Source organism: Anabaena sp. CA = ATCC 33047 (assembly GCF_963870205.1).
Classification (GTDB): Bacteria; Cyanobacteriota; Cyanobacteriia; order Cyanobacteriales; family Nostocaceae; genus Trichormus.
Genome location: NZ_CAWMSA010000040.1, coordinates 184,594 through 207,755 on the forward strand (window position 1 = coordinate 184,594; position 23,162 = coordinate 207,755).

19 protein-coding genes are annotated in these 23,162 nt (G+C 42.3%); 8 read left to right on the forward strand and 11 right to left on the reverse strand.

The window, feature by feature from the left end; translation table 11 throughout:
* Positions 1–169: 169 nt before the first annotated feature.
* From AACS98_RS10300 to petB, 4 genes are all read right to left on the reverse strand, one after another.
* Positions 170–1,171, reverse strand: a complete 1,002-nt coding sequence (locus tag AACS98_RS10300; protein ID WP_066379181.1) for a GDP-mannose 4,6-dehydratase — start codon at positions 1,169–1,171, stop codon at positions 170–172.
* Between the two features lie 470 nt (positions 1,172–1,641).
* A complete protein-coding gene (locus AACS98_RS10305) occupies positions 1,642–2,070 on the reverse strand; it encodes an ATP-binding protein (RefSeq protein ID WP_066379183.1) in 429 nt (142 codons plus the stop codon).
* Positions 2,071–2,358: 288 nt separating this feature from the next.
* Positions 2,359–2,841: a cytochrome b6-f complex subunit IV gene (petD, locus tag AACS98_RS10310; protein WP_066379185.1), complete on the reverse strand. Its 483-nt coding sequence runs from the start codon at positions 2,839–2,841 to the stop codon at positions 2,359–2,361.
* A gap of 245 nt (positions 2,842–3,086) precedes the next feature.
* Positions 3,087–3,734 carry a cytochrome b6 gene (gene petB, locus AACS98_RS10315; protein WP_010997571.1) on the reverse strand — a complete coding sequence of 216 codons (648 nt, stop codon included), beginning with the start codon at positions 3,732–3,734 and terminating at the stop codon, positions 3,087–3,089.
* Between the two features lie 545 nt (positions 3,735–4,279).
* Here petB and ctpA point away from each other — a divergent pair.
* A complete protein-coding gene (gene ctpA / locus AACS98_RS10320; RefSeq protein ID WP_066379189.1) occupies positions 4,280–5,536 on the forward strand; it encodes a carboxyl-terminal processing protease CtpA in 1,257 nt (418 codons plus the stop codon).
* A 177-nt stretch (positions 5,537–5,713) separates the two neighbouring features.
* Here the strand turns inward: ctpA and AACS98_RS10325 are convergent, their stop codons facing one another.
* Positions 5,714–6,448, reverse strand: a complete 735-nt coding sequence (locus AACS98_RS10325) for an MBL fold metallo-hydrolase (protein ID WP_066379191.1) — start codon at positions 6,446–6,448, stop codon at positions 5,714–5,716.
* 157 nt (positions 6,449–6,605) lie between these two features.
* Between AACS98_RS10325 and AACS98_RS10330 the strand changes: the two genes are divergently transcribed.
* Entirely contained in the window at positions 6,606–8,084 is a 1,479-nt protein-coding gene (locus AACS98_RS10330; RefSeq protein ID WP_066379198.1) for a site-2 protease family protein, read from the forward strand.
* On the opposite strand, the gene AACS98_RS10335 is transcribed toward AACS98_RS10330, so the two are convergent.
* Positions 8,081–8,800: a Uma2 family endonuclease gene (locus AACS98_RS10335; protein ID WP_066379200.1), complete on the reverse strand. Its 720-nt coding sequence runs from the start codon at positions 8,798–8,800 to the stop codon at positions 8,081–8,083. The two genes, AACS98_RS10330 and AACS98_RS10335, sit on opposite strands and share 4 nt — an antisense overlap.
* Positions 8,801–9,156: 356 nt before the next feature.
* On the opposite strand from AACS98_RS10335, the gene serA reads away from it, so the two are divergent.
* Positions 9,157–10,737, forward strand: coding sequence for a phosphoglycerate dehydrogenase (gene serA / locus AACS98_RS10340; protein ID WP_066379203.1), 1,581 nt, complete (start codon positions 9,157–9,159; stop codon positions 10,735–10,737).
* Between the two features lie 110 nt (positions 10,738–10,847).
* Positions 10,848–11,768: a 50S ribosomal protein L11 methyltransferase gene (gene prmA / locus AACS98_RS10345; RefSeq protein WP_066379205.1), complete on the forward strand. Its 921-nt coding sequence runs from the start codon at positions 10,848–10,850 to the stop codon at positions 11,766–11,768.
* A gap of 166 nt (positions 11,769–11,934) precedes the next feature.
* Here the strand turns inward: prmA and AACS98_RS10350 are convergent, their stop codons facing one another.
* The 3 genes from AACS98_RS10350 to trxA form a co-directional block, all read right to left on the reverse strand.
* Positions 11,935–12,861, reverse strand: coding sequence for a GUN4 domain-containing protein (locus AACS98_RS10350; RefSeq protein WP_066379206.1), 927 nt, complete (start codon positions 12,859–12,861; stop codon positions 11,935–11,937).
* 15 nt (positions 12,862–12,876) lie between these two features.
* Positions 12,877–13,764, reverse strand: coding sequence for a hypothetical protein (locus AACS98_RS10355; protein WP_066379210.1), 888 nt, complete (start codon positions 13,762–13,764; stop codon positions 12,877–12,879).
* Positions 13,765–14,005: 241 nt separating this feature from the next.
* The gene (gene trxA, locus AACS98_RS10360) at positions 14,006–14,323 is read right to left on the reverse strand and encodes a thioredoxin (RefSeq protein WP_066379212.1); all 318 of its coding nucleotides are present in this window, start codon (positions 14,321–14,323) and stop codon (positions 14,006–14,008) included.
* Between the two features lie 341 nt (positions 14,324–14,664).
* Here trxA and fabG point away from each other — a divergent pair, with 341 nt between their 5' ends.
* Positions 14,665–15,417, forward strand: coding sequence for a 3-oxoacyl-[acyl-carrier-protein] reductase (fabG, locus tag AACS98_RS10365; protein WP_066379214.1), 753 nt, complete (start codon positions 14,665–14,667; stop codon positions 15,415–15,417).
* A gap of 7 nt (positions 15,418–15,424) precedes the next feature.
* Here the strand turns inward: fabG and AACS98_RS10370 are convergent, their stop codons facing one another.
* A complete protein-coding gene (locus AACS98_RS10370; RefSeq protein WP_066379216.1) occupies positions 15,425–16,504 on the reverse strand; it encodes an MraY family glycosyltransferase in 1,080 nt (359 codons plus the stop codon).
* Positions 16,505–16,661: 157 nt separating this feature from the next.
* Here AACS98_RS10370 and groL point away from each other — a divergent pair, with 157 nt between their 5' ends.
* Positions 16,662–18,356, forward strand: coding sequence for a chaperonin GroEL (gene groL / locus AACS98_RS10375; protein ID WP_066379606.1), 1,695 nt, complete (start codon positions 16,662–16,664; stop codon positions 18,354–18,356).
* A 198-nt stretch (positions 18,357–18,554) separates the two neighbouring features.
* On the opposite strand, the gene AACS98_RS10380 is transcribed toward groL, so the two are convergent.
* Positions 18,555–19,271, reverse strand: coding sequence for a biliverdin-producing heme oxygenase (locus tag AACS98_RS10380; RefSeq protein ID WP_066379219.1), 717 nt, complete (start codon positions 19,269–19,271; stop codon positions 18,555–18,557).
* 511 nt (positions 19,272–19,782) lie between these two features.
* On the opposite strand from AACS98_RS10380, the gene glmM reads away from it, so the two are divergent.
* Positions 19,783–21,258, forward strand: a complete 1,476-nt coding sequence (glmM, locus tag AACS98_RS10385) for a phosphoglucosamine mutase (protein ID WP_066379222.1) — start codon at positions 19,783–19,785, stop codon at positions 21,256–21,258.
* 120 nt (positions 21,259–21,378) lie between these two features.
* The gene (gene hpsL, locus AACS98_RS10390) at positions 21,379–23,022 is read left to right on the forward strand and encodes a hormogonium polysaccharide biosynthesis protein HpsL (RefSeq protein ID WP_066379225.1); all 1,644 of its coding nucleotides are present in this window, start codon (positions 21,379–21,381) and stop codon (positions 23,020–23,022) included.
* The last annotated feature ends 140 nt before the right edge of the window (positions 23,023–23,162 follow it).

The window sequence follows — 23,162 nt, forward strand, 5'->3', positions numbered from 1 at the left end:
GCATCATCAGCAAAAATTTACCATAAGTCTCGCCTTAAAACAACAGGTTAAAACCTGTTGAGTCGTGTTACCCCTGCGGGAAAGCAAGCTACATCCCCTCTCTAAAGAGCAGGGGTTCTCACACTCCCACTATGTTTTGATAGGCAAGAATGCCATCACCAGCACTCTATTATACGAGTAGTTGTTTTTCAGAAATTTGAGTAACTTGACGGTTTTGCAAGCGGTCTATATCTGTTTTTACCATTGTTTCTAAAAGGTGTTCAAAGCTGATTTCCGGTTGCCAATTTAAATTGGTTTTGGCTTTGTTGGGGTTGGCTACCAGTTGAAAATGTTCGTCTGGTCTGAGTAAATTTTGATTAATGACTACGTGATTTTGCCAATTTAATCCTACGCTATCAAAAGCCAGAGATACTAATTCTTTCACACTGTGTAGTTTGCCTGTCCCAATCACGTACTCTTCTGGTTCTTCAGCTTGTAGCATCAACCACATAGCTTTAACATAATCTCCGGCAAAACCCCAATCCCGTCTAGCATCTAGATTACCCATTTCTAGGGTGTCAGCTAAACCCAACTTAATTGATGCAACTGCTAAAGAAACTTTACGGGTGACAAATTGAGGTGCTCTGAGCGGAGATTCATGATTATATAAAATCCCACTGCAAGCAAATAAACCATAACGCTGACGGTGATGTACCATCGTCCAATGAGCGTGTAGTTTGGCGGCTGCATACGGATTTTTCGGTCGAAAAGGAGTTTCTTCATCTTGCGGAGAACAAAAGACATCTCCAAACATCTCAGAGCTACTAGCTTGATAAAAACGTGTAGATAAACCCACTTGTCTGACTGCATCTAATAGTCTTGTTGCAGTACCAGTGATTAAATCAAGAGTTCCTAGTGGATCTTTCCAAGAGTCAGGGACAAAACTCGGAGCTGCCAAATTATAAATTTCTTGGGGACGCAGTTGTTCTACTGCATTGAACAGGGCTACGCTATCTCTTAAATCGACTGTATAAATTTCTACTTGATTGGCTAAATTTCCCAATTTCGTCAGATTTGGTTGTCGGTGTGGCGATACTAATCCCACTACCTTATAACCATGCTTGAGGAGTAAATGGCTGAGATAGTAGCCATCTTGACCAGTAATTCCTGTAATTAGGGCGGTCTTAGTCATATATTTTTTCCTATCTCCCCTTTCTACACTAAAAGGTGATTGCGTACCAGCGTAAAATTACTTAGAATAATTGCGTGAGCATTGGCGACCCTAGTATATTTGTCTAGACCCATGACCACACCAGATAAAACTAGCAAAAGTAATGCCCAATTCTAGCAAAGTAGTCAGGATAAATTGTATGTAATACTTACTAGGATAAAAATTAAATTTTATACAATCAATATGAATGTAATTCTATCACTGACAGTTGATTGGCATCAGAATGATACAAATACAACTCCTTGATGACAGAGATGAAAATGCTTAACGGAACTTGAGATCAGAGGGAATTAAAATATTGTCAATAAATACACAGAAATTCAATCTTGTAGAAAAACTGTAAGACTCGTTGGTACTTCCAAAAGCGGTTTTCTGTGTAGTAAAAACCTCCCGCTACACCTCGCGCTGAGGTTAGCGGGGGCAGGTCAATGTCATAAGTATTTGAGTATCACCAGACAATTTCTATTATCATCGCTACGCTCATAAACTACACGGTCAACTAAGCGACGCAGCAGAAACCAACCATAACCTCCTACTTGTAGAGTACCTGGTTCTGGTTCGGCGATCGCATTTGGATCAAAAGGATGACCGTGATCCCAAATTCTAATTTCTAATCTGTCAGACCATAGACTCACCTCAATGTCTATGGTTGTTTCCGGTGGTAAAGCGCGATGAGCGTGACGCACTGCGTTGGTAAAGCCCTCTGCTAATGCTAAATTGAGGCGATAAACTTGGGTTTCTGACCAACCAAGGTGAGACAAGTATTTTAAGGAAAATTCCTCAAACCATTGTTGAACTTTGTTGAGGAGCTTCAGTTCGCTGTTTACCGTCAGATGGTCTTGCTGCATTATGCCAAGCATTGACCGTAGCTTAAATTGAATATAAGTGAGAGGTTTTTGAATCTATCGTTCTTCAGTCTATTTTAGATTTTGGCAGATTTTTTGGTTCCAAAACTAAAAAGTTGCATACAAAAGCTAAATTCACTAAAATTGACGCTTGTTAATTGGTTTCAACAGCAGATCACCTGGAGAAATGAACGGCGGTTGATGCCATAGACACCCTGCAAGGTGACTTGTCATCAGACATCATAACTTCAGATATCTGCTCTTGAAACCTACAAGCGTCAAGATAGCTTTTTGGTGACTAACTTAGAACAATCCCAAGGTCAAAGATTTTTCCAAAGGTAAAGCAGCACCAATACCTAGCCACAGAGTAACCAAAGTCCCAAACAAGAAGACTGTGGTTGCTACTGGACGACGGAAGGGGTTTTGGAATTTGTTGACGTTCTCAATAAAGGGAACGAGGATTAATCCCAAGGGTACGGAAGCCATTGCTAACACTCCCAACAGTTTGTTAGGAAGCGATCGCAAAATTTGGAATACAGGGTACAAATACCACTCTGGCAAAATTTCCAATGGTGTGGCGAAAGGATTCGCTGGTTCACCTGTCATTGCTGGGTCTAATACAGCTAAAGCCACAATACAAGCGAAGGAACCCATGATGACTACTGGGAATACATACAGTAGGTCATTAGGCCAAGCTGGTTCGCCGTAGTAGTTATGTCCCATACCTTTGGCGAGTTTGGCTCTTAACTTAGGATCGCTCAGATCGGGTTTCTTTTGTGTTGCCATATTTAAATGCGCTCTCCTGCTGGAATTTCACTTAAAGCTTTGATTACAGCCATCAATGAATTTAGGCAAACCTAACGTAAAACTAGCCTGAATCTTCTGTTTTTGGGTAGTTTACCTGAAGTCTCAAATACAAGCATTATCCTTGTGGGAATGAGTCATTAATTGCTGATTTTCCATCAGTTTAAAGCAAATGACTGTTTCTTGTAACTGAGTGCTGTTGCCTGTTGACATTGGGGCTTCTGAAATTACAAGGGGCCGGAAATACCTTGTTTACGGATCATCAAGAAGTGGAACAGCATGAAGACCGCAATTAACCAAGGTAGAACGAAGGTGTGCGCGCTGTAGTAGCGAGTCAAGGTTGCTTGACCAACACTAGAACCACCACGCAGTAGGTCGGAAATCAGTACGCCGACTACAGGAATTGCTTCTGGTACGCCACTAACGATTTTCACAGCCCAGTAACCAACCTGATCCCAAGGCAGAGAATAGCCTGTTACTCCGAAGGAAACTGTGATTACAGCTAGGATCACACCACTTACCCAGGTCAATTCGCGGGGCTTTTTAAAACCACCAGTCAGGTACACCCGGAAGACGTGCAGAATCATCATCAACACCATCATGCTGGCTGACCAGCGATGGATGGAGCGAATCAGCCAACCGAAGTTAACCTCATTCATGATGTACTGCACTGAGGAGTAAGCTTCAGCCACTGTGGGCTTGTAGTAGAAAGTCATTGCAAATCCAGTGGCGAACTGGATCAAGAAGCAAACGAGGGTAATACCACCCAGACAGTAAAAGATGTTGACATGGGGAGGGACGTATTTGCTAGTTACATCTTCAGCGATCGCCTGAATTTCCAAGCGTTCCTCAAACCAGTCGTAAACGTTGGCCATACAATCTCAAGTTCCTAAAAATCAGTTGCGGTTGATTCAATCTCCCAATTGGCAATTTTGGGATTTTCTCGTCAGAGGATTTTATGTGTTTGCTTTTGCGTTTTGATAGTGCTAAAAGTTTATCAACTTAACACTCTTTGACACTCCCCGAAATTTCATTTCAGGGATTCTTGCTTCGCTTCGCGACGCTAGCGCGAACACAGGGAGACCCAAACAACCGGACGCATCGAGAAGTTCAGATTACTTTACCCGCGCTAACGCGCCGCTACGCGAACAGCAAGCATACACCGACTGCCCGACGGCGTTGGTAAATATGGAATATATTGCGTTCTCTTTGCAAGCCAACCATGATTATGGAGGGTACAAAGTAGATCATATCCTGTTATCAGGTATATACAGGGGCATACAGGACATCAGTTGTTTAACAACTTGATGAGAAGAATGCACCACTTCTATAAAAAAAGTAACATAGTCGAGAGATAGATTTCATCAAACAAGAGACAACTAGATAATTCTCGGCAATTTGGCTAGAGGTGAATTGGAAAATGGGGTTCATGCACAAACAGGTTCTGCGGCTAGGATTTTCACTATTTTTGGCTTTTGGTTTAGCTTGGGGTGCAGTCATGCAACCAGCAAACGCATTGACAGAAGAACAAAAATTAGTTTCAGAAGTTTGGCGAATTGTAAATCGGACTTATCTGGACGATACGTTTAATCATCAAAACTGGGCAGCAGTGCGGCAGAAAGCCCTAGAAAAACCGTTTAAAGACCAAAAAGCCGCTTATGTAGCCATTCAGAATATGCTCAAGACCTTAGATGACCCTTTTACCCGGTTTTTAGACCCTGAGCAATACCGCAGTTTGCAAGTGAATACTTCAGGAGAACTTACGGGTGTGGGTTTACAAATTGCCCTGAATCCCGAAACCGGAAAATTGGAAGTAGTTTCTCCTATAGAGGGTTCGCCAGCCGAGAAAGCGGGAATTAGATCACGCGATCGCATTCTCAAAATTGAAGGATTTTCTACAGCCAACCTGACTCTCGATGAAGCAGCCGCCCGGATGCGCGGCCCTATTGGTAGTCTAGTCACACTCATAATTGAACGCGATGGAGAAGGAGAAAAAGAAGTTAGAGTAGTGCGCGATCGCATTGCTCTAAACCCTGTTGTAGCGGAATTACGCACTTCCCCCGCAGGTAAATCTATCGGCTATCTTCGCCTAACACAATTTAATGCCAACGCCTCCACAGAGTTGGCACACGCCATATCTAGTTTAGAAAAAAAAGGGGCGGATGCCTACATTCTAGATTTACGAAATAATCCTGGAGGCTTACTACAAGCTGGCATAGAAATCGCCCGTCTATGGTTAGATTCCGGCACTATCGTCTACACCGTCAATCGCCAAGGCATTCAAGGCAGTTTTGAAGCCTTCGGCCCTGCTTTGACAGATGATCCTTTGGTAGTCTTAGTCAATCAAGGAACTGCCAGTGCTAGCGAAATTTTAGCTGGCGCACTCCAAGACAATGGTCGCGCCAAATTGGTGGGCGAAACTACTTTTGGCAAAGGTTTAATACAATCTTTATTTGAACTGTCTGATGGTTCTGGCTTGGCGGTGACTATTGCCAAGTACGAAACTCCCAGTCACCACGATATTAATAAATTAGGTATTAAACCTGATCAAGTGATTTCTCAGCAACCAATCACCCGTGAACAGATTGCCACAGCAGCCGATTTACAATACCAATCAGCACTGGAAGTGTTGAGGAAAGATTCTGTTGTAGCTGGTTTGGGGAATAGAGACAAATAAATTCAAAATTCAAAATTCAAAGTTCAAAATTAGGACTTACGCACTCGCAACGAAAATCAAAGCTTTGGGATTGCTACCCTTCGGTAACAATGACGAAAATACGTTATTTTTGCGTAAGTCCCAAAAATTACAGAATTCTTGAAAACAATCTCCTTTGTCTCCCTTATCTCCCTTCTTTCATAAAATCGCTTGTTTGTGTAACAAAGCTTCTAAATCTAGAGACTTCAGACGGTGGTAAGCTTGGTCAATTACACGTTTACCTCTGAGAAAACCAGTGTTAGCACCAGGACAAATATATTGCAGCGTATCTGGCGTAAAGTTGTCTAATAATGCTTGTATGTTCTTAATTTGTCTAGGCCAGTGAAAAGTTTTTGCTGTCCGTAATGGTACTGGTTCGCCTTGCTGGTTGGGTAATAAATGACGACCAGAAAACAGGATGCCGCCTAGTTGACTGTAGTATAGACAAGAGGAACCGGGAGAATGTCCTGGTGTCCAAATTAATTTGGTTGTGCTGTCTAGTGTCAGTTCTTGAGTAAAGGTAGTGACTGTCAACCCTGGTAATAAATAGGCTTCTTGCTCTTGAATGATTACCTCACAATTAAAGCTTTGCTGAATTTCTGAGGTTTTACCAATCGCACCGCGATGGGTGATAAATAACCAGCGCACACCCCCATGCGATCGCAAAAAATCTTGATTTATTTCGTCTAAAGCCGGGCAGTCTATCAGGATATTCCCTTGATTTCTTACAATGAAGTAAGAAGTACCCCCCAATGTGTCCCGATTTGGTGGAAAAGCAAAAATAGAATTGAGCGCGAAGTCTGAGCCGAGGTTTTCTTTGCTTGCAACTTCGTCAGCAAAAACAACCCGTGGGGACTTAGTTGTATTACTTGGCTGTGGTGGTAAGGGACGCATGAACAAACAAAAACTGAGGAGTTGTGAAATTATCGTGACAGAGTTAAAAAACTCTGTTAACTTTTGTAACAAAAATGAGTTGAAAGTCTGGTATGTAGTGAAAGCGATATTGCCAAAACTACAAATCAGGCTGTGTTTCTAAATTACCAAAGAGCAAATGACATTCTGGTTTCTCCTGCTACTGGGCATAGCTACGTATTTAATGGTGCAGCGCAGTGTGGCTAGCATCACCCGTACACCAATCTGGTTATTGTGGCTAGTGTTAATGACACCAGCATTATTATTGAGTGGCTGGACATTGATGTATGGTGTAAAACAACCTCCGCCGCCATCACTGATCATCTGGCCCTCAATCATCTGCCTTTTGTTATACTGGCTGTTGTTCCAGTGGGGACGGCGATCGCCGGGAAACACTCAAACTGAACCCCAAACTCAAACATCACAATCGGCTATTCATCCTACCGCAGAATCAGTGCCTGTGCGTCCCATTGAACCTACAGAAGAAACCCAACTGCGAAATTGTTTTCCCTGGTCTATTTACTATATTCAGAACATTGAGTATAGACCCCAGGCGATTATTTGTCGTGGTCAGTTGCGAACAACACCTATTCAAGCTTATCAACAAATTCGGGCAAATATTGAAGCAGAATTTGGCGATCGCTTCTTAATTATTTTTCAAGAAGGTTTTAATGGTAAACCCTTCTTTGTCTTAGTTCCCAATGCTCAAGCAGCTAAAGCCGGTAGTGCCAAAAAACCAGAAAAGTTAACTAGACCAGGATTAGCTTTAATACTTGTTTTAGCAACTTTGGTAACTACAACTTTAGTGGGAGTCAGAATCGCTGGTTTAAATCTGACAACTATCTCCTCAAATCCCACAATCCTGTGGCAAGGATTACCCTATGCTTTAGGATTAATGACAATTTTGGGGATTCACGAATTAGGACATTATTTAACAGCCAGGTACTACAAAATCCGCTCCACACTGCCTTATTTTATTCCCATCCCGTTTTTCTTGGGAACGTTTGGCGCATTTATTCAAATGCGGAGTCCTATCCCCAACCGCAAAGCTTTATTTGATGTGAGTATTGCCGGGCCTCTGGCGGGATTTATTGCCACATTACCTTTAATTATCTGGGGTTTAGCGCATTCAGATGTTGTTCCTTTAACTGAAAAAACCGGACTTTTGAACCCCGATGCACTTAATCCTAAATATTCCATTCTTTTGGGATTAATTTCTAAATTAGCCTTGGGGAGTGCATTAACACCAAAATCAGCCATTGATTTACATCCGGTAGCGGTAGCTGGTTTTTTAGGATTAATCGTCACCGCCTTAAATTTAATGCCTGTGGGACAATTAGATGGTGGTCATATTGTTCATGCGATGTTTGGACAAAAAACCGCGATGTTAATCGGTCAAATTTCCCGGTTGTTGCTGTTACTACTGTCTTTAGTCCAACCAGAATTCTTTGTCTGGGCAATTATTTTATTGTTTATTCCCTTAGTGGATGAACCTGCCTTAAATGATGTCACCGAACTAGATAATAAACGTGACATTTTAGGTTTATTGGCAATGGCTTTGTTAGTGATGATTATCTTGCCAATGCCACAGGCGATCGCGAATTTATTACAAATCTAACTCAAATTATCTGGGTCGATGCCCAAAGCTCTTAATTGCTCTGCCAACCTTTGAGCGCGTTGAGCCTCCTGTTGAGCGCGTTGTTCTGCTAACTGCGCCTGTTGTTGTGCTTGCTTAATTTGTTCTTGTGGTGTGGGATAGCGTTTCCCTTCCCTGTCGTACCAATACATCCATTCTCGCGTTACCCCAGAATAATCTCCCCGTTCACAACCAATTCCTAAGCCAATTTCTGGTAGCCAAACCGGGTTTCCTGGTTGTAACTCATATCTACCGTTAACTAATTTATGTACCTCCAAACGGGGTTTACGGCGACGGCGAGAAGAATAAATCACGTAATAGAGTACACCTAAAGCCGCATACTCATCTAATTTATCGCTGTATTCTTTGCGATAGTTTGGGGAAACGACTTCTAACACCAAAATCGGTATAACTTGTTCATCCCAAAGCACATAACTAGGACGCAGTTCCTCATCGTAAAATCTTTCTACCCCTAGACTGAGAAATCCATCTGGGACAATAGGAGGTTGATCAGGGTGATAATAAATACCCATATCCACCCCAAAAAACCAGTCCATACGTTCCCCCCACAGTAGCAGGAGAATAGCTTTTAACAACCCTGGTATGAGTTCTTGCAGTTCATTATCCACAGGCGTTTCATCAGAGTCCGGTAGTTCGTCGGCTGAGGGTAAATACCTTGGTAGGTTGAAGTTTAACATGACTGGTTGCCCCAAATCTCATACACCAGCGTCTTTACAGGAATTATAGCCATATCTTCTACTGACACGAACTAGCTGCTGAGTCATAAAAATAAATAATCTATATATAGATTTTTAGTGCGATTCATGGTTTATCATTTATCGGCAGGATAGTGTAAGCAGCCGCTCATCTTCACATAGGTAGGGGTTAGTAGCAGACTATTCCTGTACCCTGATACTCTGTTATCCTCAAGTAAGAGGTGTGAGTACAGCATTAGCTGATATTAAAACCAATATTTTTTGCTGAATGGCCACGAATAAGGACTAAACTAAAAAGTCTTGTGCAGCAAAACTCTTAACTTATAAATGATCTAATCATGTCTAAGGTTCTTGTCTCCGATCCTATTGACCAGGCTGGTATTGACATTCTTTCCCAGGTTGCTACTGTTGATGTCAAAATAGGTCTTAAACCAGCAGAACTAATAGAAATTATTGGCGAGTATGACGCGTTGATGATTCGCTCTGGAACACGCGTCACTCAGGAAATTATTGAAGCTGGAACTCAGCTAAAAATTATCGGTCGGGCTGGCGTGGGTGTGGATAATGTGGATGTGCCGGCTGCTACCCGTAAAGGTATTGTTGTAGTTAATTCCCCGGAAGGTAACACCATCGCCGCAGCTGAACACGCCTTGGCGATGATGTTGTCTTTGTCGCGCCACATTCCCGATGCCAATGCTTCTGTAAAAAGCGGTGTGTGGGATCGTAAAACCTTTGTTGGTGCGGAAGTATATAAAAAGACTATCGGTATTGTGGGCTTGGGTAAAATCGGCTCTCATGTCGCCGCAGTTGCCAAAGCTATGGGGATGAAGTTATTAGCTTATGATCCCTTTATTTCCGCAGAACGAGCCGAACAAATTGGTTGTCAATTGGTGAATTTTGACTTGTTGATTCAGCAAGCTGACTATATCACCCTGCATATTCCCAAAACTCCAGAGACAACTCACCTGATCAATGCTCAAACCCTGGCAAAAATGAAGCCCACAGTCAGGATTATTAATTGCGCTCGTGGTGGGATTATTGATGAAGCAGCGTTAGCCGCAGCGATTAAAGAAGGGAAAATTGCGGGTGCAGCTTTGGATGTGTTCGAGTCTGAACCATTGGGTGAATCAGAATTGCGATCGCTCGGTAAGGATATCATCCTCACCCCCCACTTAGGCGCGTCCACTACAGAAGCACAAGTTAATGTAGCTATCGACGTAGCTGAACAAATTCGCGATGTACTTTTGGGTTTACCCGCCCGTTCCGCCGTGAACATTCCCGGACTCGGCCCCTCTGTCTTGGAAGAACTCAAACCTTATATGCAGCTAGCAGAAACCTTGGGTAACTTGGTCGGACAGCTAGCAGGTGGTCGGGTAGAATTGCTCAATGTCCGCCTACAAGGTGAACTCGCCACCAACAAAAGTCAGCCTTTAGTTGTAGCAGCACTCAAAGGTTTGTTATATCAAGCCTTACGAGAACGGGTAAATTACGTTAACGCCAACATCGAAGCTAAAGAACGGGGAATTAGAGTCATCGAAACCCGTGACGCATCACTTCGTGACTACGCTGGCTCATTGCGTCTAGAAGCTACAGGTACTTTAGGCACTCATTCTGTCACTGGTGCATTGTTAGGTGATAAAGAAATTCACCTCACCGATGTTGATGGGTTCCCGATTAACGTCCCACCCAGCAAGTATATGCTGTTTACCCTGCACCGCGATGTACCGGGAATTATTGGTAAACTGGGTTCTCTTCTAGGTAGCTATAATGTCAATATTGCCAGTATGCAGGTAGGCCGCAAAATCGTGCGTGGTGATGCGGTTATGGCTCTCAGCATTGATGATCCCTTACCGGATGGTGTCTTGGCTGAGATTACCAAACAGCCAGAAATCCGTGATGCGTATACAGTAACTTTATAAAGTTTTGGGTGCTGAGTAGTAAGTGCTGACTTTCTACTCAGCACTCATTACTCTTGTCCAGACGCGATAAATCGCGTCTTTATTCAGCACCCAGCACTCAGCACAAAAAAATGGCAAACACTTGGTGGGAATTACAGGTTTTATGTGAACCAGCGTTAGAGGACTCGGTTTCTTGGCGACTGGAAGATTTTGGCTGTCGGGGTACAGCTAGTGAAAGTCAAGGAGTTTCTTGTCTGGTTAAAGGTTACTTACCTGCATTTCAAGCACAGCAACTAGATTTAGCCGCACTGGGGTTATTGTTACAACAAGATGCTTTATGTTTAGGATTATCTATTCCTACGCTCAATTGGCAGATCATAGACGAAGAAGACTGGGCAAGTAGTTGGAAACAATACTGGCATCCCCAAGAAATAGGCGATCGCATCCTGATTAACCCGGCTTGGCTACCCTTACCAGAAAACTTAGACCGGTTAGTAATTCGCCTCGATCCAGGTGTAGCATTCGGCACAGGCAACCACGCCACAACCCAGTTATGTCTAGAATCCCTAGAGATGCGTCTGAGTGAAGTACCCCAATCTTTTATGGGTAAAGCTGCTCAAAAAGAACCTGTAATAATTGCGGATATTGGTTGTGGTTCTGGTATCCTTTCTATCGGGGCAGTGCTATTAGGTGCGGAGAAAGTTTATGCAGTAGATACTGATCCTTTAGCGGTACAATCTACCTTTAGTAATCGCGCACTCAATGATGTTAATCCAGAACGCCTAGTACCAGCAGAAGGGAGTGTAGATATTGTCAAGAAATTAATTGACAAGCCAGTAGATGGAATTGTCTGCAATATTTTAGCTGATGTAATTATTCAATTAGTCCCAGAACTCAGCGAAATTTCTCAACCGAGTACCTGGGGAATTTTTAGCGGTATTTTAGTTGAACAATCAAAATCTGTAGCTGATGCTTTAGAAAAACATGGCTGGGTTGTCGCTACCATGTGGAAGCGGAAAGAATGGTGTTGTTTAAATGCCCGACGTTCTTAAGCTTGGTTGTAGCGTCAAAACACATTAGTAGCGTGACAAAAAAAATATTTAGTCGGTTTATTCGGTGTGGGTTCTCACTCACATTTCTGTAGGAAACCCAACACTAATATCATAGTTGGGTTGCGCTACGCTTAACCCAACCTACATCTAATCCTAGATTTTTCGATTAATAACGTGACAAAAAAACCTTGAGTCTGTGTGCAACTTCACCAACATTTCTACAACCTAAACCTACTAAACGCGATGTAGACGGTAAGTGTCCCTTATTAGCATCTAAATTGAAAGTATAGTCATCATATTTTACCCATTCACTATTAGCTAGACTTGCTAGCCATCCCACCCTATAAGCAAAGTGCTTATACTCTTTTCTGGCTTCCCAAAGAGTTTTTTGAATACTAAAACCAAATCTTCCTTGACTATATTTAACCCAGAGATTATTAATCATCACGATGTCATGACGAGGCAATTTTTTAATTTGATCATCATCTAACCAACCTTCTTCTTGACGATTACAAATTTTGAGGAGATTTAAATAAGTTTCTTTGTCAGCTTCCTGCCATCGATTTTCTGCTAAAAGTTGTTGCAACTGTCTATAATCTACCCCAGATGTATGAGAAACAAGGGTTAACTCTGCTGTTAATTCAGATAATTGCAACTGTAGATTTGATAAAGATTGTAAAATTTGTGTTTGAGAATCTATCGGCTGTGTTTGAGAAACAATATGAGATACTTGCTCTTTTATTTGTGCTAGTTCTTCAATAATTTGCTCATTGAATTTTCTTTCATTAATCATATTCTCTTTTATAGTTTGTAATTCTTGTTGAGCAGTTAGTGCTGCTTCTTCCATATCAGCTAAACTCATTTGAGTTTCTGCTGCTTTTTTCTCAACATCTTCTAGTCTTTCATAAATATGCTTAAGCTCTGTTTTCAATTCTTGAATTTCTGATTGCAAAGGCTGAGGAACAAAATCAATTTTTTGTAAGTAAATTGCTTTCATCTCCTGCAATTCTTCACGGCTGCGCCTAAGTTCTTCTATGGCTCGCTCGTAATAGCCTAGAGGTGTTTTAGATTGATTCTTATCCGCTTTAAACATAAAGACATTAAATAATTAAACTTCTGGATTATCTTGCAATAGTTTTGGTGAAGAATTAGTCTCTAACATCAAGCTATCTTGAGCATCATAAGTCTTGATGATGCTCCGCCAAAATTCACAAAGTAAACCATATTTAATCCAATCTTGAATAGCTCGATGTTTTAACTCTGGAGATTTGCTCACTAAAGCAGCCATGATTGTGGCATTATGTTGTAGTTGTCCATAGATTTTTAAAACTTCATCAACAGGGGTGTTCTCATTTAACTTACTTAGTTCGTAACACTCGTTTAATTCATAAAGCTCAATATCAGAAAACATCCCGCCGGGTTTCCATGATATCTTGAGCTTTTGTTTACATTTATCTAAAGGAGATGGTAAGGCGTGAACTAAATATTTTCTCAACTCATTTTGTAAAACAGCAGCGTTACGATCAAGACACTCACATAGTTTATCTACTATTTGATTCGCATCTCTAAACAAGTTACTCTCTAATTTCTCAATTCTATCTAAACTTTTATCAAGACTGTCGTGGGTATTATTAATAGCTTCCATTACAGCTAACGCCATTTGATTAATTCTGTTCTCTAGATAAAAGTTTGTTTGGTTAATAGTTTCACTGATAGCTTTTGCTCTAATATTATCTATTGTTTCTAGGTAATGTTTAATTTTGGCATCTGCTGTATTTAAGATTTCATAAATATCAACTTTAGTTTTATTTTCTAATTTCTCAGTATCTTCTATTGCCTGATGAATGCGTTCTTTAATTATATAATCGAGTTTGTCGGCTAAAGGATAAAGCTTGTCATCAAACAAGCCATTTATGTTATCACGACAGTCTGAAACAATCTCCTTTGCTGCACTCTCAAATTTTTTAACAAGTCCTCCAAACAGAAAACCTAACATTTCTCAACACCCTGTAATAGATGAATTAGTAAGCAGTTATGCGTTTAAAAATAACATATGTCTTTGTAAGCGTCAAGTATAAATAGCTGCGGATTGCAACCGGATAGAATCCAAATTCATCTGCGTTTATCTGCGTTTATCTGCGTTCAATTATTTTTCTTCTCACTGATTTGAGAACCGCAATAAATTCATAAAAAAATGTGTAGAGATGCTAATTTTTGCATCTCTAACTTAATATTAATTACAGAAAACTTTGCAACCGGTTAACTAAATCAGGTGTTTGCAACACACCTTCAATCCGATCCACTGGTTGACCTTGTTTGAATAAAACCAGTGTTGGTAGAGCATAAATTTCGTACTGGCTGGCTAATTCTGTGTATTTTTCCGTGTCAATTTTGACAATGCGGATGCGGTTATTGAGTTGAGCATTTACTTGCTCTAAAATTTTCGCCATCATCTGACAAGGGCCACACCAATCAGCGTAAAAATCTACTAAAACAGGTAAATCAGAACCAGACAGCATTTCTTCAAAGCTGTTGAATTGCTTTTTAGTAGTCATGTGACACACACCAATTTTTTATTCATTGAATTCAATATTAATGTGTGGTTTCTGAAAACGGTGTAACATTATTTTGTTTTTATTGTTGCTAAATTTATCCTCTGATTCTTCAGGTATATATACATGGGAGTGAGGAATAGGGAATAGGGAAGATATGTTTATGCTGTGTAGTGGCTCAACATAATTCAATATCAAATCATCATGCTGTAGATCCCCGATTTCTTTGATAAGTCGGGGATCTGATCAATTTTCAATTTTAAATTTTCAACTCTTGGTAAGTTGTAGGTACAAATCACCATAAGATAATTAGCGCGGGAATTTGCAATATTGAGGAATAATTTATGGCAATTATCAGTGAAAATTTAAAGGGACAAGTTGCAATTATCACAGGTGCTTCACGAGGAATTGGACGAGCGATCGCACTAGAATTAGCTACCTACGGCGCGACTGTAGTCGTCAATTATGCTAGTTCTAGTGGTGCGGCTGACAAGGTAGTAGCAGAAATCACTCAAGCTGGTGGAGAAGCGATCGCCCTACAAGCTGACGTTTCCCAAGCCGAGCAAGTAGACACCATGATCAACGCCGTCATGGACAAATTCAAACGCGTTGATATTTTAGTCAACAATGCAGGTATCACCCGCGACACCCTACTTTTACGGATGAAGCCCGAAGATTGGCAAGCAGTGATTGACCTCAATCTCACGGGTGTATTTTTATGTACCCGCGCCGTCAGTAAAATCATGCTCAAACAGCGTTCAGGAAGGATTGTCAACATTACCTCCGTAGCCGGACAAATGGGTAATCCTGGTCAAGCTAACTACAGTGCTGCAAAAGCTGGCGTAATTGGCTTTACAAAAACCGTCGCCAAAGAACTCGCTTCTCGTGGAATCACCGTCAACGCCGTCGCCCCTGGCTTTATTGCCACGGACATGACCAAGGATCTGCAAGCCGATGATATTCTCAAATACATTCCTCTAGGTCGCTACGGACAACCAGAAGAAATTGCTGGGATGGTGCGCTTCCTCGCTGCTGATCCGGCTGCTACCTACATTACTGGACAAGTGTTTAATGTCGATGGCGGAATGGTGATGTAATTCCTAGTTACTGGGTACGGAGTTTATGCCACACAGTGAAACCGAGCAGGATAATAATCCCACTGGTAGTGGTAACAATTACTGCCGCACTCATACCTTGGACTCTCATCGCCAGCAAATTACAAATTAAGGTAATTGACCATAAGGTAAGTGCCGCACGGCGTTGAGAAAATCCCCAAGCCAGGAGACGGTGGTGTAGGTGGTCTTTACCAGGGGTACTGAGGGGGTTTTTACCTGCTAACAGCCGGCGGATAAACACCTGTGTAGTATCTAACACAGGCAACAGCAGGAATAAAACTGCGGGGCCTAGAGCATAGATGGTATTCTCTTGCAGATTACCTAAAATACTGGTTGCAGCCAGCACATAACCAAAAAAGTAAGCTCCGGCATCACCCATGATAATCCTTGAGGGGTGGAAATTATGGCGCAAAAAGCCCAAAGCTGCACCCCCCAAGGCTGCCAACACTAAGATAGCCGCAGCCCGATTGGGAAACTGGGCAGCAACCCCTAATAGACTCATGGCAGTGATAAAACTAATTCCTCCCGCCAAACCATCCATCCCATCCATCAAGTTGACAGCGTTGGTAATCCCGACTATCCACAGCACAGTCAGCAACATCGAGAGAATCGAGTCAATCGGCGTACCGAGAACAACATCAACGCTAATCCTATTCGCAAACAGTAACAAAGCCGTGATAATTTGCGCCCATAAGCGTACAGAGGGGGGTAATCCGAACTGATCGTCAATAAAGCCGACCAAGACGAGAATTGAACCTCCCAGTAAAATAGTCAATACCTGAGCCAACACATTTTGCAGTTCAATTGGGCGCAAAAGGCTGGCTAGTACCAATGCGGCGATTACTCCCGCATAAATAGCTAAACCGCCAGCATTCGGCAATGGTTCTTGGTTGAGTCTTCGGGCGTTTGGTTGGTCAGCCCAACCCACCCGCAACGCAAATTTACGAATTGTGGGAATTAAACGCCAAGTTACCACCCAAGCCAAAACAAACGTAATTACTACTGCCAACCAGCCGGAACCGCTAGGGTTAGCAATGCCAATAGATTTAAGGGAGTCGTAGAAATTCATCTCCCGATTTAACCATTACTGCCAGTATCCTACATGAGCATCAAGTGTATATTAATCAATTTTTGTGATTTTCAGATGTGATCTGGTTAACTTGGGTCTTAGCACTCTGAACCTGTGAGTGCTAAATTGTCTAATGGAACTGCTAGAGAAAGGAAACATGACAAAGATTATTTCATTCGATGAAGACGCACGGCGCGCCCTAGAACGGGGTGTCAACGCCTTAGCTGATGCTGTAAAAATCACTTTGGGGCCAAAAGGTCGCAACGTACTTTTAGAAAAGAAATTTGGTATCCCCCAAATTGTCAATGATGGGATCACTGTCGCTAAAGAAATTGAATTAGAAGATCCTTTAGAAAATACTGGTGCTAGACTCATCCAAGAAGTAGCATCTAAAACAAAAGATGTAGCTGGTGATGGTACAACCACCGCGACTGTTTTAGTCCAAGCCTTGGTAAAAGAGGGTTTGAAAAACGTAGCGGCTGGTAGCAACCCAGTCAGTTTAAAACGTGGCATTGATAAAACTACTGAGGCATTAGTAGCAGAAATTGCGAAAGTAGCCAAGCCAGTTGAAAGCAGTGCGTTGGCATCGCCCGCCGCAGGCATCGCTCAAGTGGCTACTGTATCTGCTGGTAACGATGAAGAAGTCGGCAATATGATTGCCGAAGCAATGGAAAAAGTCACCAAAGACGGTGTAATTACCGTTGAGGAGTCCAAATCCCTCACCACAGAACTAGAAGTCGTGGAAGGGATGCAAATTGATAGAGGTTACATTTCCCCCTACTTCGTCACCAATAACGAACGGATGACGGTAGAGTTTGAAAACGCCCGCATCCTGATCACCGACAAGAAAATCAGCAGCATTCAAGAATTAGTTCCTGTATTGGAAAAAATCGCGCGTTTAGGTCAACCACTGCTGATTATTGCTGAAGATGTAGAAGGAGATGCCTTAGCAACTTTAGTAGTCAACAAAGCGCGGGGTGTGCTGGCTGTAGCTGCAATTAAAGCCCCCGGTTTTGGTGAACGCCGCAAAGCCTTGTTGCAAGATATCGCCATCCTCACCGACGGACAAATGATTTCTGAAGAAATCGGTCTGAGTTTGGATACCGCTACTTTGGAAATGTTGGGAACTGCCCGTAAAATCAGCATTGACAAAGAAAATACCACCATTGTGGCTGGTAGTGCTGCCAAGCCAGAAGTACAAAAGCGCATTGGTCAAATTCGCAAGCAGTTGGAAGAGACTGATTCTGAGTACGATAAGGAAAAACTGCAAGAACGTATTGCCAAGCTAGCTGGCGGTGTAGCAGTGATTAAAGTCGGTGCAGCCACAGAAACCGAACTCAGAGACCGTAAATTGAGAATTGAAGACGCACTCAACGCTACTAAGGCGGCGGTAGAAGAAGGTATTGTTCCTGGTGGTGGTACAACCTTAATTCACTTGTCGAAGAAAGTAGACGAAATTAAGGACAGCCTGGACGCAGAAGAAAAAATCGGGGCTGACATTATCAAACGGGCTTTAGAAGCACCTTTACGTCAAATTGCGAACAATGCTGGTGCAGAAGGTTCTGTGATTGTTGCCCAAGTTAGAGATAGTGAATTTAACATGGGTTACAATGCGGCGACTGGCGAATTCCAAGACTTAATTGCGGCTGGTATTATCGACCCGGCGAAAGTTGTCCGTTCTGCTTTGCAAAATGCTGCTTCAATTGCTGGTATGGTTTTAACCACAGAAGCGATCGTTGTGGAAAAACCAGAGAAGAAACCTGCTGTTCCTGCTGATGCTGGCATGGGCGGCATGGGCGGCATGGGCGGCATGGGCGGCATGGGCGGCATGGGTGGCATGGGTATGTTCTAAGGGACTGGGGACTGGGGATTGGGTACTGGGGATTGGGGACTAGATAGAAGTTCTTCTCTGCTCCCCCTGCTCCCCTACTCCCTACTCCCCACCCCCAAAGACTAGGGGCAACTTCCCTAAAATCGCCTGTTGAAAACAGATGAACTCAGGGAAGCTGCCCCTTAATTTTGCTTAAAGTTCGGTTACAAAAATTTACATTTACTCAGCAGTTGCCAGTTCGGTGCTACCGCGTGTGCGGCGGCGGGTTAAGGTGTTGTACAACATCGTGCCGATGGCTTTGATTAAGTTACCTTCTAATTCTTGGAACATCTTCATGTTCATGCCAAAGGCGGCGTTAGCTTCTTCGACAATGCGATCGCCTGTAGCATCATCAATCGGTAACTCATCCAAACTTTGACGATATTTAGCTTTAAACGCCTTCTCGTCGGAAATCTCGTCAAATTCATAAAAAGCTGTTCCCTGTCCTTCACCCAGATTCATGGCGGTGACAGCAATATTTTTGAGAATTTGACCTCCAGATAAATCACCCAAGTAACGGGTGTAAGAATGGGCAATTAATAACTCTGGTTCAGTAGCGGAAATTTCGCGTATGCGTTGTACATAGGCTTCCCCGGCTGACGATAACTGGATTTGTTCCCGCCAGTTAGCACCATAGTAATAATTCAGGTCTTGCTCTAAGGTATGCTTACGGTTGAGTTGGGGAAAATTGATTTTAGATAAAATCGGGTGCTGGCTGTGCTTTTCCATCTCCTCTTCCATCGCCGAGTAGATGTAGTAAAAGTTAGCCACTAGCTTGCGGTAAGAGTTTTTCTCAACAACCCCTTTTAAAAAACACTTGACAAAACCCACATTTTCTGCCATTGTGTGGGCTTTTTTTGTACCTATACGCAGTTTGCTTGCTAAATTGCTGCTCATACTAAACTTCTCAAATTTAAAGGGTCAACTGCCAGAGTCTTGAGTTACGAACGGCTAAAAAATGCCATTAAAACGTTACATTAGAACTATTTGATGAGAATTTATATTAAAATTTTTTAAGCGCAAACAACATATAGTTTTGTTAACAATTACCTGACGTGATGCGTGTTCCCGTTATTTATCTGGGGGATATAAGCAATTGACTGAATTTATAGGCAATATGTAGAGACGTTTTATACAACGTCTCTACATTTGCAAGGGACTTTTTTCTTCCCCTGTACCCCTGTGTTTGTTGAAAGATAACGTCTCTAGATGGAAGAATTTACCAAAAAATTGATAATTTTTCAGCAAAATTACTGAAAATTAACAGTTGAGAGACTTGTTCTGCTCAGAAAAATAAATATCATAAAGACAAAACAAAAGGGATTGACTAGGTTCTAGAGAAGTCAGATTTGTTGAATCAGTTGTAAAGTAATATTTTTCAGTGTGAGTGTGTGGGGTGTTTAAATTTATGGTTTCATCGATAACTCGGAATCAAGCTGATATTAGAGTAGTTACTGCTTGTGAAGCTGAGAAACTGGGGAAAGGACAACAGAGGAATGAGGGGTTAAATTTGCTATCCCTACCCAAAACGCCCCTATTTGGGACTGATGGGATTCGTGGTAAAGTCGGAGAATTACTGAGTGCGCCGCTAGCATTGCAAGTGGGTTTCTGGGCTGGTGTAGTTCTACGTAGTCAAGCTAATCGAGTCGGGCCTGTAATTCTAGGACAGGATTCGAGAAACTCCAGCGATATGTTAGCTATGGCTTTGAGTGCGGGGTTAACATCTGCGGGCATCGAAGTCTGGTATTTGGGATTATGTCCTACTCCTTGTGTGGCTTATTTGACTAGCAGTAGTGAAGCTATTGGTGGGGTGATGATTTCTGCTAGTCATAACCCACCAGAAGATAATGGGATTAAAATTTTTGGTGCGGATGGTGCTAAGTTACCCCAGGCTTTACAAGCGGAAATTGAAGCCGGATTACGTGGAAATACAGAATTCCTTAACAGTGTAAGTGATTGCGGTCGGCATTACTCTCGTCGGGAATTAATCGGGAATTATGGCGCAGCGTTGCAACAACCTTTGCAAGCATCAGTTAATCTTCAAGGCATGAAGATTGTTTTAGACTTGGCTTGGGGTGCTGCTGTTGGGTTAGCACCATCGGTATTTGAACAAATGGGGGCAGAAGTTATCTGTTTGCATAATCAAGCAGATGGCGATCGCATCAATGTAAATTGTGGTTCTACTCATCTAGAAACTCTACAAGCTGCCGTCCAAGAACACAATGCTGATTTAGGTTTTGCCTTTGATGGTGATGCTGATCGAGTCTTGGCTGTAGACAACACCGGCAGATCGGTTAACGGTGATTATATTCTCTATCTCTGGGGACAACACCTTAAACAACAGCAACAACTGCCAGATAACTTGATTGTATCGACAGTCATGGCGAATTTAGGCTTTGAAAAGGCATGGCAACAACAAGGTGGTAAATTAATTCGTACTGCTGTAGGCGACCAATACGTACAAGCCGAAATGCTGAAGACGGGAGGGGCGTTAGGTGGTGAACAGTCTGGTCATATCCTTTGTCGTCACTACGGAATTACCGGGGATGGTTTGTTAACTGCTTTACATTTAGCCAGTTTAGTCAAACAGGCTGGTGTTTCCCTAGCCGCATTGGTAGACGAAAGTTTTGATACCTATCCCCAATTGTTGCGGAATGTGCGAGTTATAGACCGCGATCGCCGTTTGAGTTGGCAAAATTGCGAACCGATACAACAAGCGATCGCCTCTGCGGAAGCCGCAATGGGTGATAGTGGTAGAATTTTAGTCCGCGCCTCTGGCACAGAGCCAGTAATTAGAGTTATGGTAGAAGCCGTTAATGCTGAACTGGCTACCTACTGGACAGAGGAATTAGTAGCACAAGTCCAAGCACACCTAGTCAGCTAATCTAACTATCTTCCTGTCAGCCAGTTCGTAGTCAGGACTTTAGTCCTGATATTTCTCAGCACGCTTCGTGCTTACTACCAACCCGGAAAACGAGCTTGGCTGATAGGTGAGAAAATTTCTATGGCGACAAAAAGCAAATCATCCCGTGCTAAAAAATCAAAAAAGCCGCTAAAAACAGAAACTCCTCCCCTCAGTCTCAAAGAGAGATTAGCCCAAAAACGTCAAGCAACCAAAGCGCGTAAAGAACTAATTAACCTCCTGACAAAAGCTTCCGGTGTCAGCCTGTTTATCGGAATTTTGCTGTTTCTTGTAGCAGGAATCAAGGCCGCAGTTCCGGCTGTATTAGGAATCATTATCATCACCCTGGCCTACAAATATCCTCGTACAGCCTTGATTGGATTTATAATTTACGTACCTGCTGGCGGCACAATCACTTATTACATAGGCAACAGTCCCATTTTGCAATTAGCAAAAGATGCCTTTTACGTTCCTGCCTTGATTGCATATTGGCAAATGTGCCGACAGCAAAAATTACCTTTCATCATTCCCGCAGCGATTAAAACCCCATTATTTATCTTATTGGGGTTGTGTATGCTAACTTTGGTGTTTATCAATGGTGGACAGCAACTAAACCCCCCTCCTGTAGGACTTTTAGAAAAAGCTCCCAAGGAAATCCCTATAGGTATGGGAATTCTAGGATTAAAAGTATTTTTGGGTTACGTACCTCTGATTAGTTGCGTTTACTACTTAATTCGCAATAAACAGGATTTTTTATTTATATCGCGCTTACAAATTAGCTTAATCCTGACCTGTGGAATATTAGGTATAGTACAATACTTATTCTTATTGACAGGTATCTGTGAAGGTACTAGAAACGCATCAGGAGCAGACTTATTTAAAGCCACACTAGATGCTCGGTGTTTCTTTGGTGGTTCCTTAGTTTTTAGTCCCAGCCAAGGGATGATTCGCCTACCTGGAACGTTTGTTGCTCCTTGGCAGTGGGCATGGTTCTTAATTTCTAGCACATTTTTTACTTTTGCTAGTGGTTTTTCAGATCCTAAGATTATTTGGCGGGTTATCAGCCTGGGTTCTATGGCTGTAGTTTTCGTCAATGCCGTGATTTCAGGACAAAGAATTGCTTTAGCATTAGTACCAACCTGCTTTGTTCTGCTGTTAATCCTCACTGGTCAAATTGCTAACCTTAAACGCTTTCTGCCCATTGGTATAGGACTCGTCGCTATCTTGGGAATTGCAATGGTGAGTAACCCTGCTGTTGTTCAAGAAAGGACTGAGAGTTTTATGAGTCGTTGGGAAGCTTCACCACCTCACGCCTTTATCGTCCAGCAGTTTGAGGAGAACACGAAAAATGTAGATTCTCCTATAGGCAGTGGTTTAGGTAGAGCCACTAACTCGGCTCGCAGTTTGGGTAAAACTAAGCTAGTGGAAACCTACTACCCCAAAGTTATGTATGAAGTGGGCATTATGGGATTATTGGGTTTTGTTGGCTTGGTTACTACCCTGACATTTACTGGTTTTAAAACCTATCGTTCCATAAAAAACCGTAATTTCCGCAGTTACGCTGGTGCTTTATGGGTGTTTATATTGTTTATAAGTTACAACACTTATTATTACCCCCTAGATGTAGATCCGGTAGCTGTTTATTATTGGTTTGCTGCTGGCATCCTCTTTAAATTACCAGTGCTGGATCAAGAAGAAAGGAAAAATGAAGAACTTGAACAAAAAGCAAAAAGTTTTGTCAAGTAACACAGTAGTAATACTGTATGAATTACTGCCCCAATTTAAACATATTCTCAAAGAGTTTTGGTCAACAAGATGTAGAGACGTTGCATGCAACTTGGCTTTTCCCATTTTTCTCTTTGTAATTTAAGCTCTAGATTGTTTGA

What these genes read in the sequence shown, in the direction of transcription:
- AACS98_RS10300 (WP_066379181.1), bottom strand. Translation starts at nt 1,171, where the DNA reads ATGACTAAGACCGCCCTAATTACAGGAATTACTGGTCAAGATGGCTAC.
- AACS98_RS10305 (WP_066379183.1), bottom strand. Translation starts at nt 2,070, where the DNA reads ATGCTTGGCATAATGCAGCAAGACCATCTGACGGTAAACAGCGAACTG.
- petD (WP_066379185.1), bottom strand. Translation starts at nt 2,841, where the DNA reads ATGGCAACACAAAAGAAACCCGATCTGAGCGATCCTAAGTTAAGAGCC.
- petB (WP_010997571.1), bottom strand. Translation starts at nt 3,734, where the DNA reads ATGGCCAACGTTTACGACTGGTTTGAGGAACGCTTGGAAATTCAGGCG.
- ctpA (WP_066379189.1), top strand. Translation starts at nt 4,280, where the DNA reads ATGGGGTTCATGCACAAACAGGTTCTGCGGCTAGGATTTTCACTATTT.
- AACS98_RS10325 (WP_066379191.1), bottom strand. Translation starts at nt 6,448, where the DNA reads ATGCGTCCCTTACCACCACAGCCAAGTAATACAACTAAGTCCCCACGG.
- AACS98_RS10330 (WP_066379198.1), top strand. Translation starts at nt 6,606, where the DNA reads ATGACATTCTGGTTTCTCCTGCTACTGGGCATAGCTACGTATTTAATG.
- AACS98_RS10335 (WP_066379200.1), bottom strand. Translation starts at nt 8,800, where the DNA reads ATGTTAAACTTCAACCTACCAAGGTATTTACCCTCAGCCGACGAACTA.
- serA (WP_066379203.1), top strand. Translation starts at nt 9,157, where the DNA reads ATGTCTAAGGTTCTTGTCTCCGATCCTATTGACCAGGCTGGTATTGAC.
- prmA (WP_066379205.1), top strand. Translation starts at nt 10,848, where the DNA reads ATGGCAAACACTTGGTGGGAATTACAGGTTTTATGTGAACCAGCGTTA.
- AACS98_RS10350 (WP_066379206.1), bottom strand. Translation starts at nt 12,861, where the DNA reads ATGTTTAAAGCGGATAAGAATCAATCTAAAACACCTCTAGGCTATTAC.
- AACS98_RS10355 (WP_066379210.1), bottom strand. Translation starts at nt 13,764, where the DNA reads ATGTTAGGTTTTCTGTTTGGAGGACTTGTTAAAAAATTTGAGAGTGCA.
- trxA (WP_066379212.1), bottom strand. Translation starts at nt 14,323, where the DNA reads ATGACTACTAAAAAGCAATTCAACAGCTTTGAAGAAATGCTGTCTGGT.
- fabG (WP_066379214.1), top strand. Translation starts at nt 14,665, where the DNA reads ATGGCAATTATCAGTGAAAATTTAAAGGGACAAGTTGCAATTATCACA.
- AACS98_RS10370 (WP_066379216.1), bottom strand. Translation starts at nt 16,504, where the DNA reads ATGAATTTCTACGACTCCCTTAAATCTATTGGCATTGCTAACCCTAGC.
- groL (WP_066379606.1), top strand. Translation starts at nt 16,662, where the DNA reads ATGACAAAGATTATTTCATTCGATGAAGACGCACGGCGCGCCCTAGAA.
- AACS98_RS10380 (WP_066379219.1), bottom strand. Translation starts at nt 19,271, where the DNA reads ATGAGCAGCAATTTAGCAAGCAAACTGCGTATAGGTACAAAAAAAGCC.
- glmM (WP_066379222.1), top strand. Translation starts at nt 19,783, where the DNA reads ATGGTTTCATCGATAACTCGGAATCAAGCTGATATTAGAGTAGTTACT.
- hpsL (WP_066379225.1), top strand. Translation starts at nt 21,379, where the DNA reads ATGGCGACAAAAAGCAAATCATCCCGTGCTAAAAAATCAAAAAAGCCG.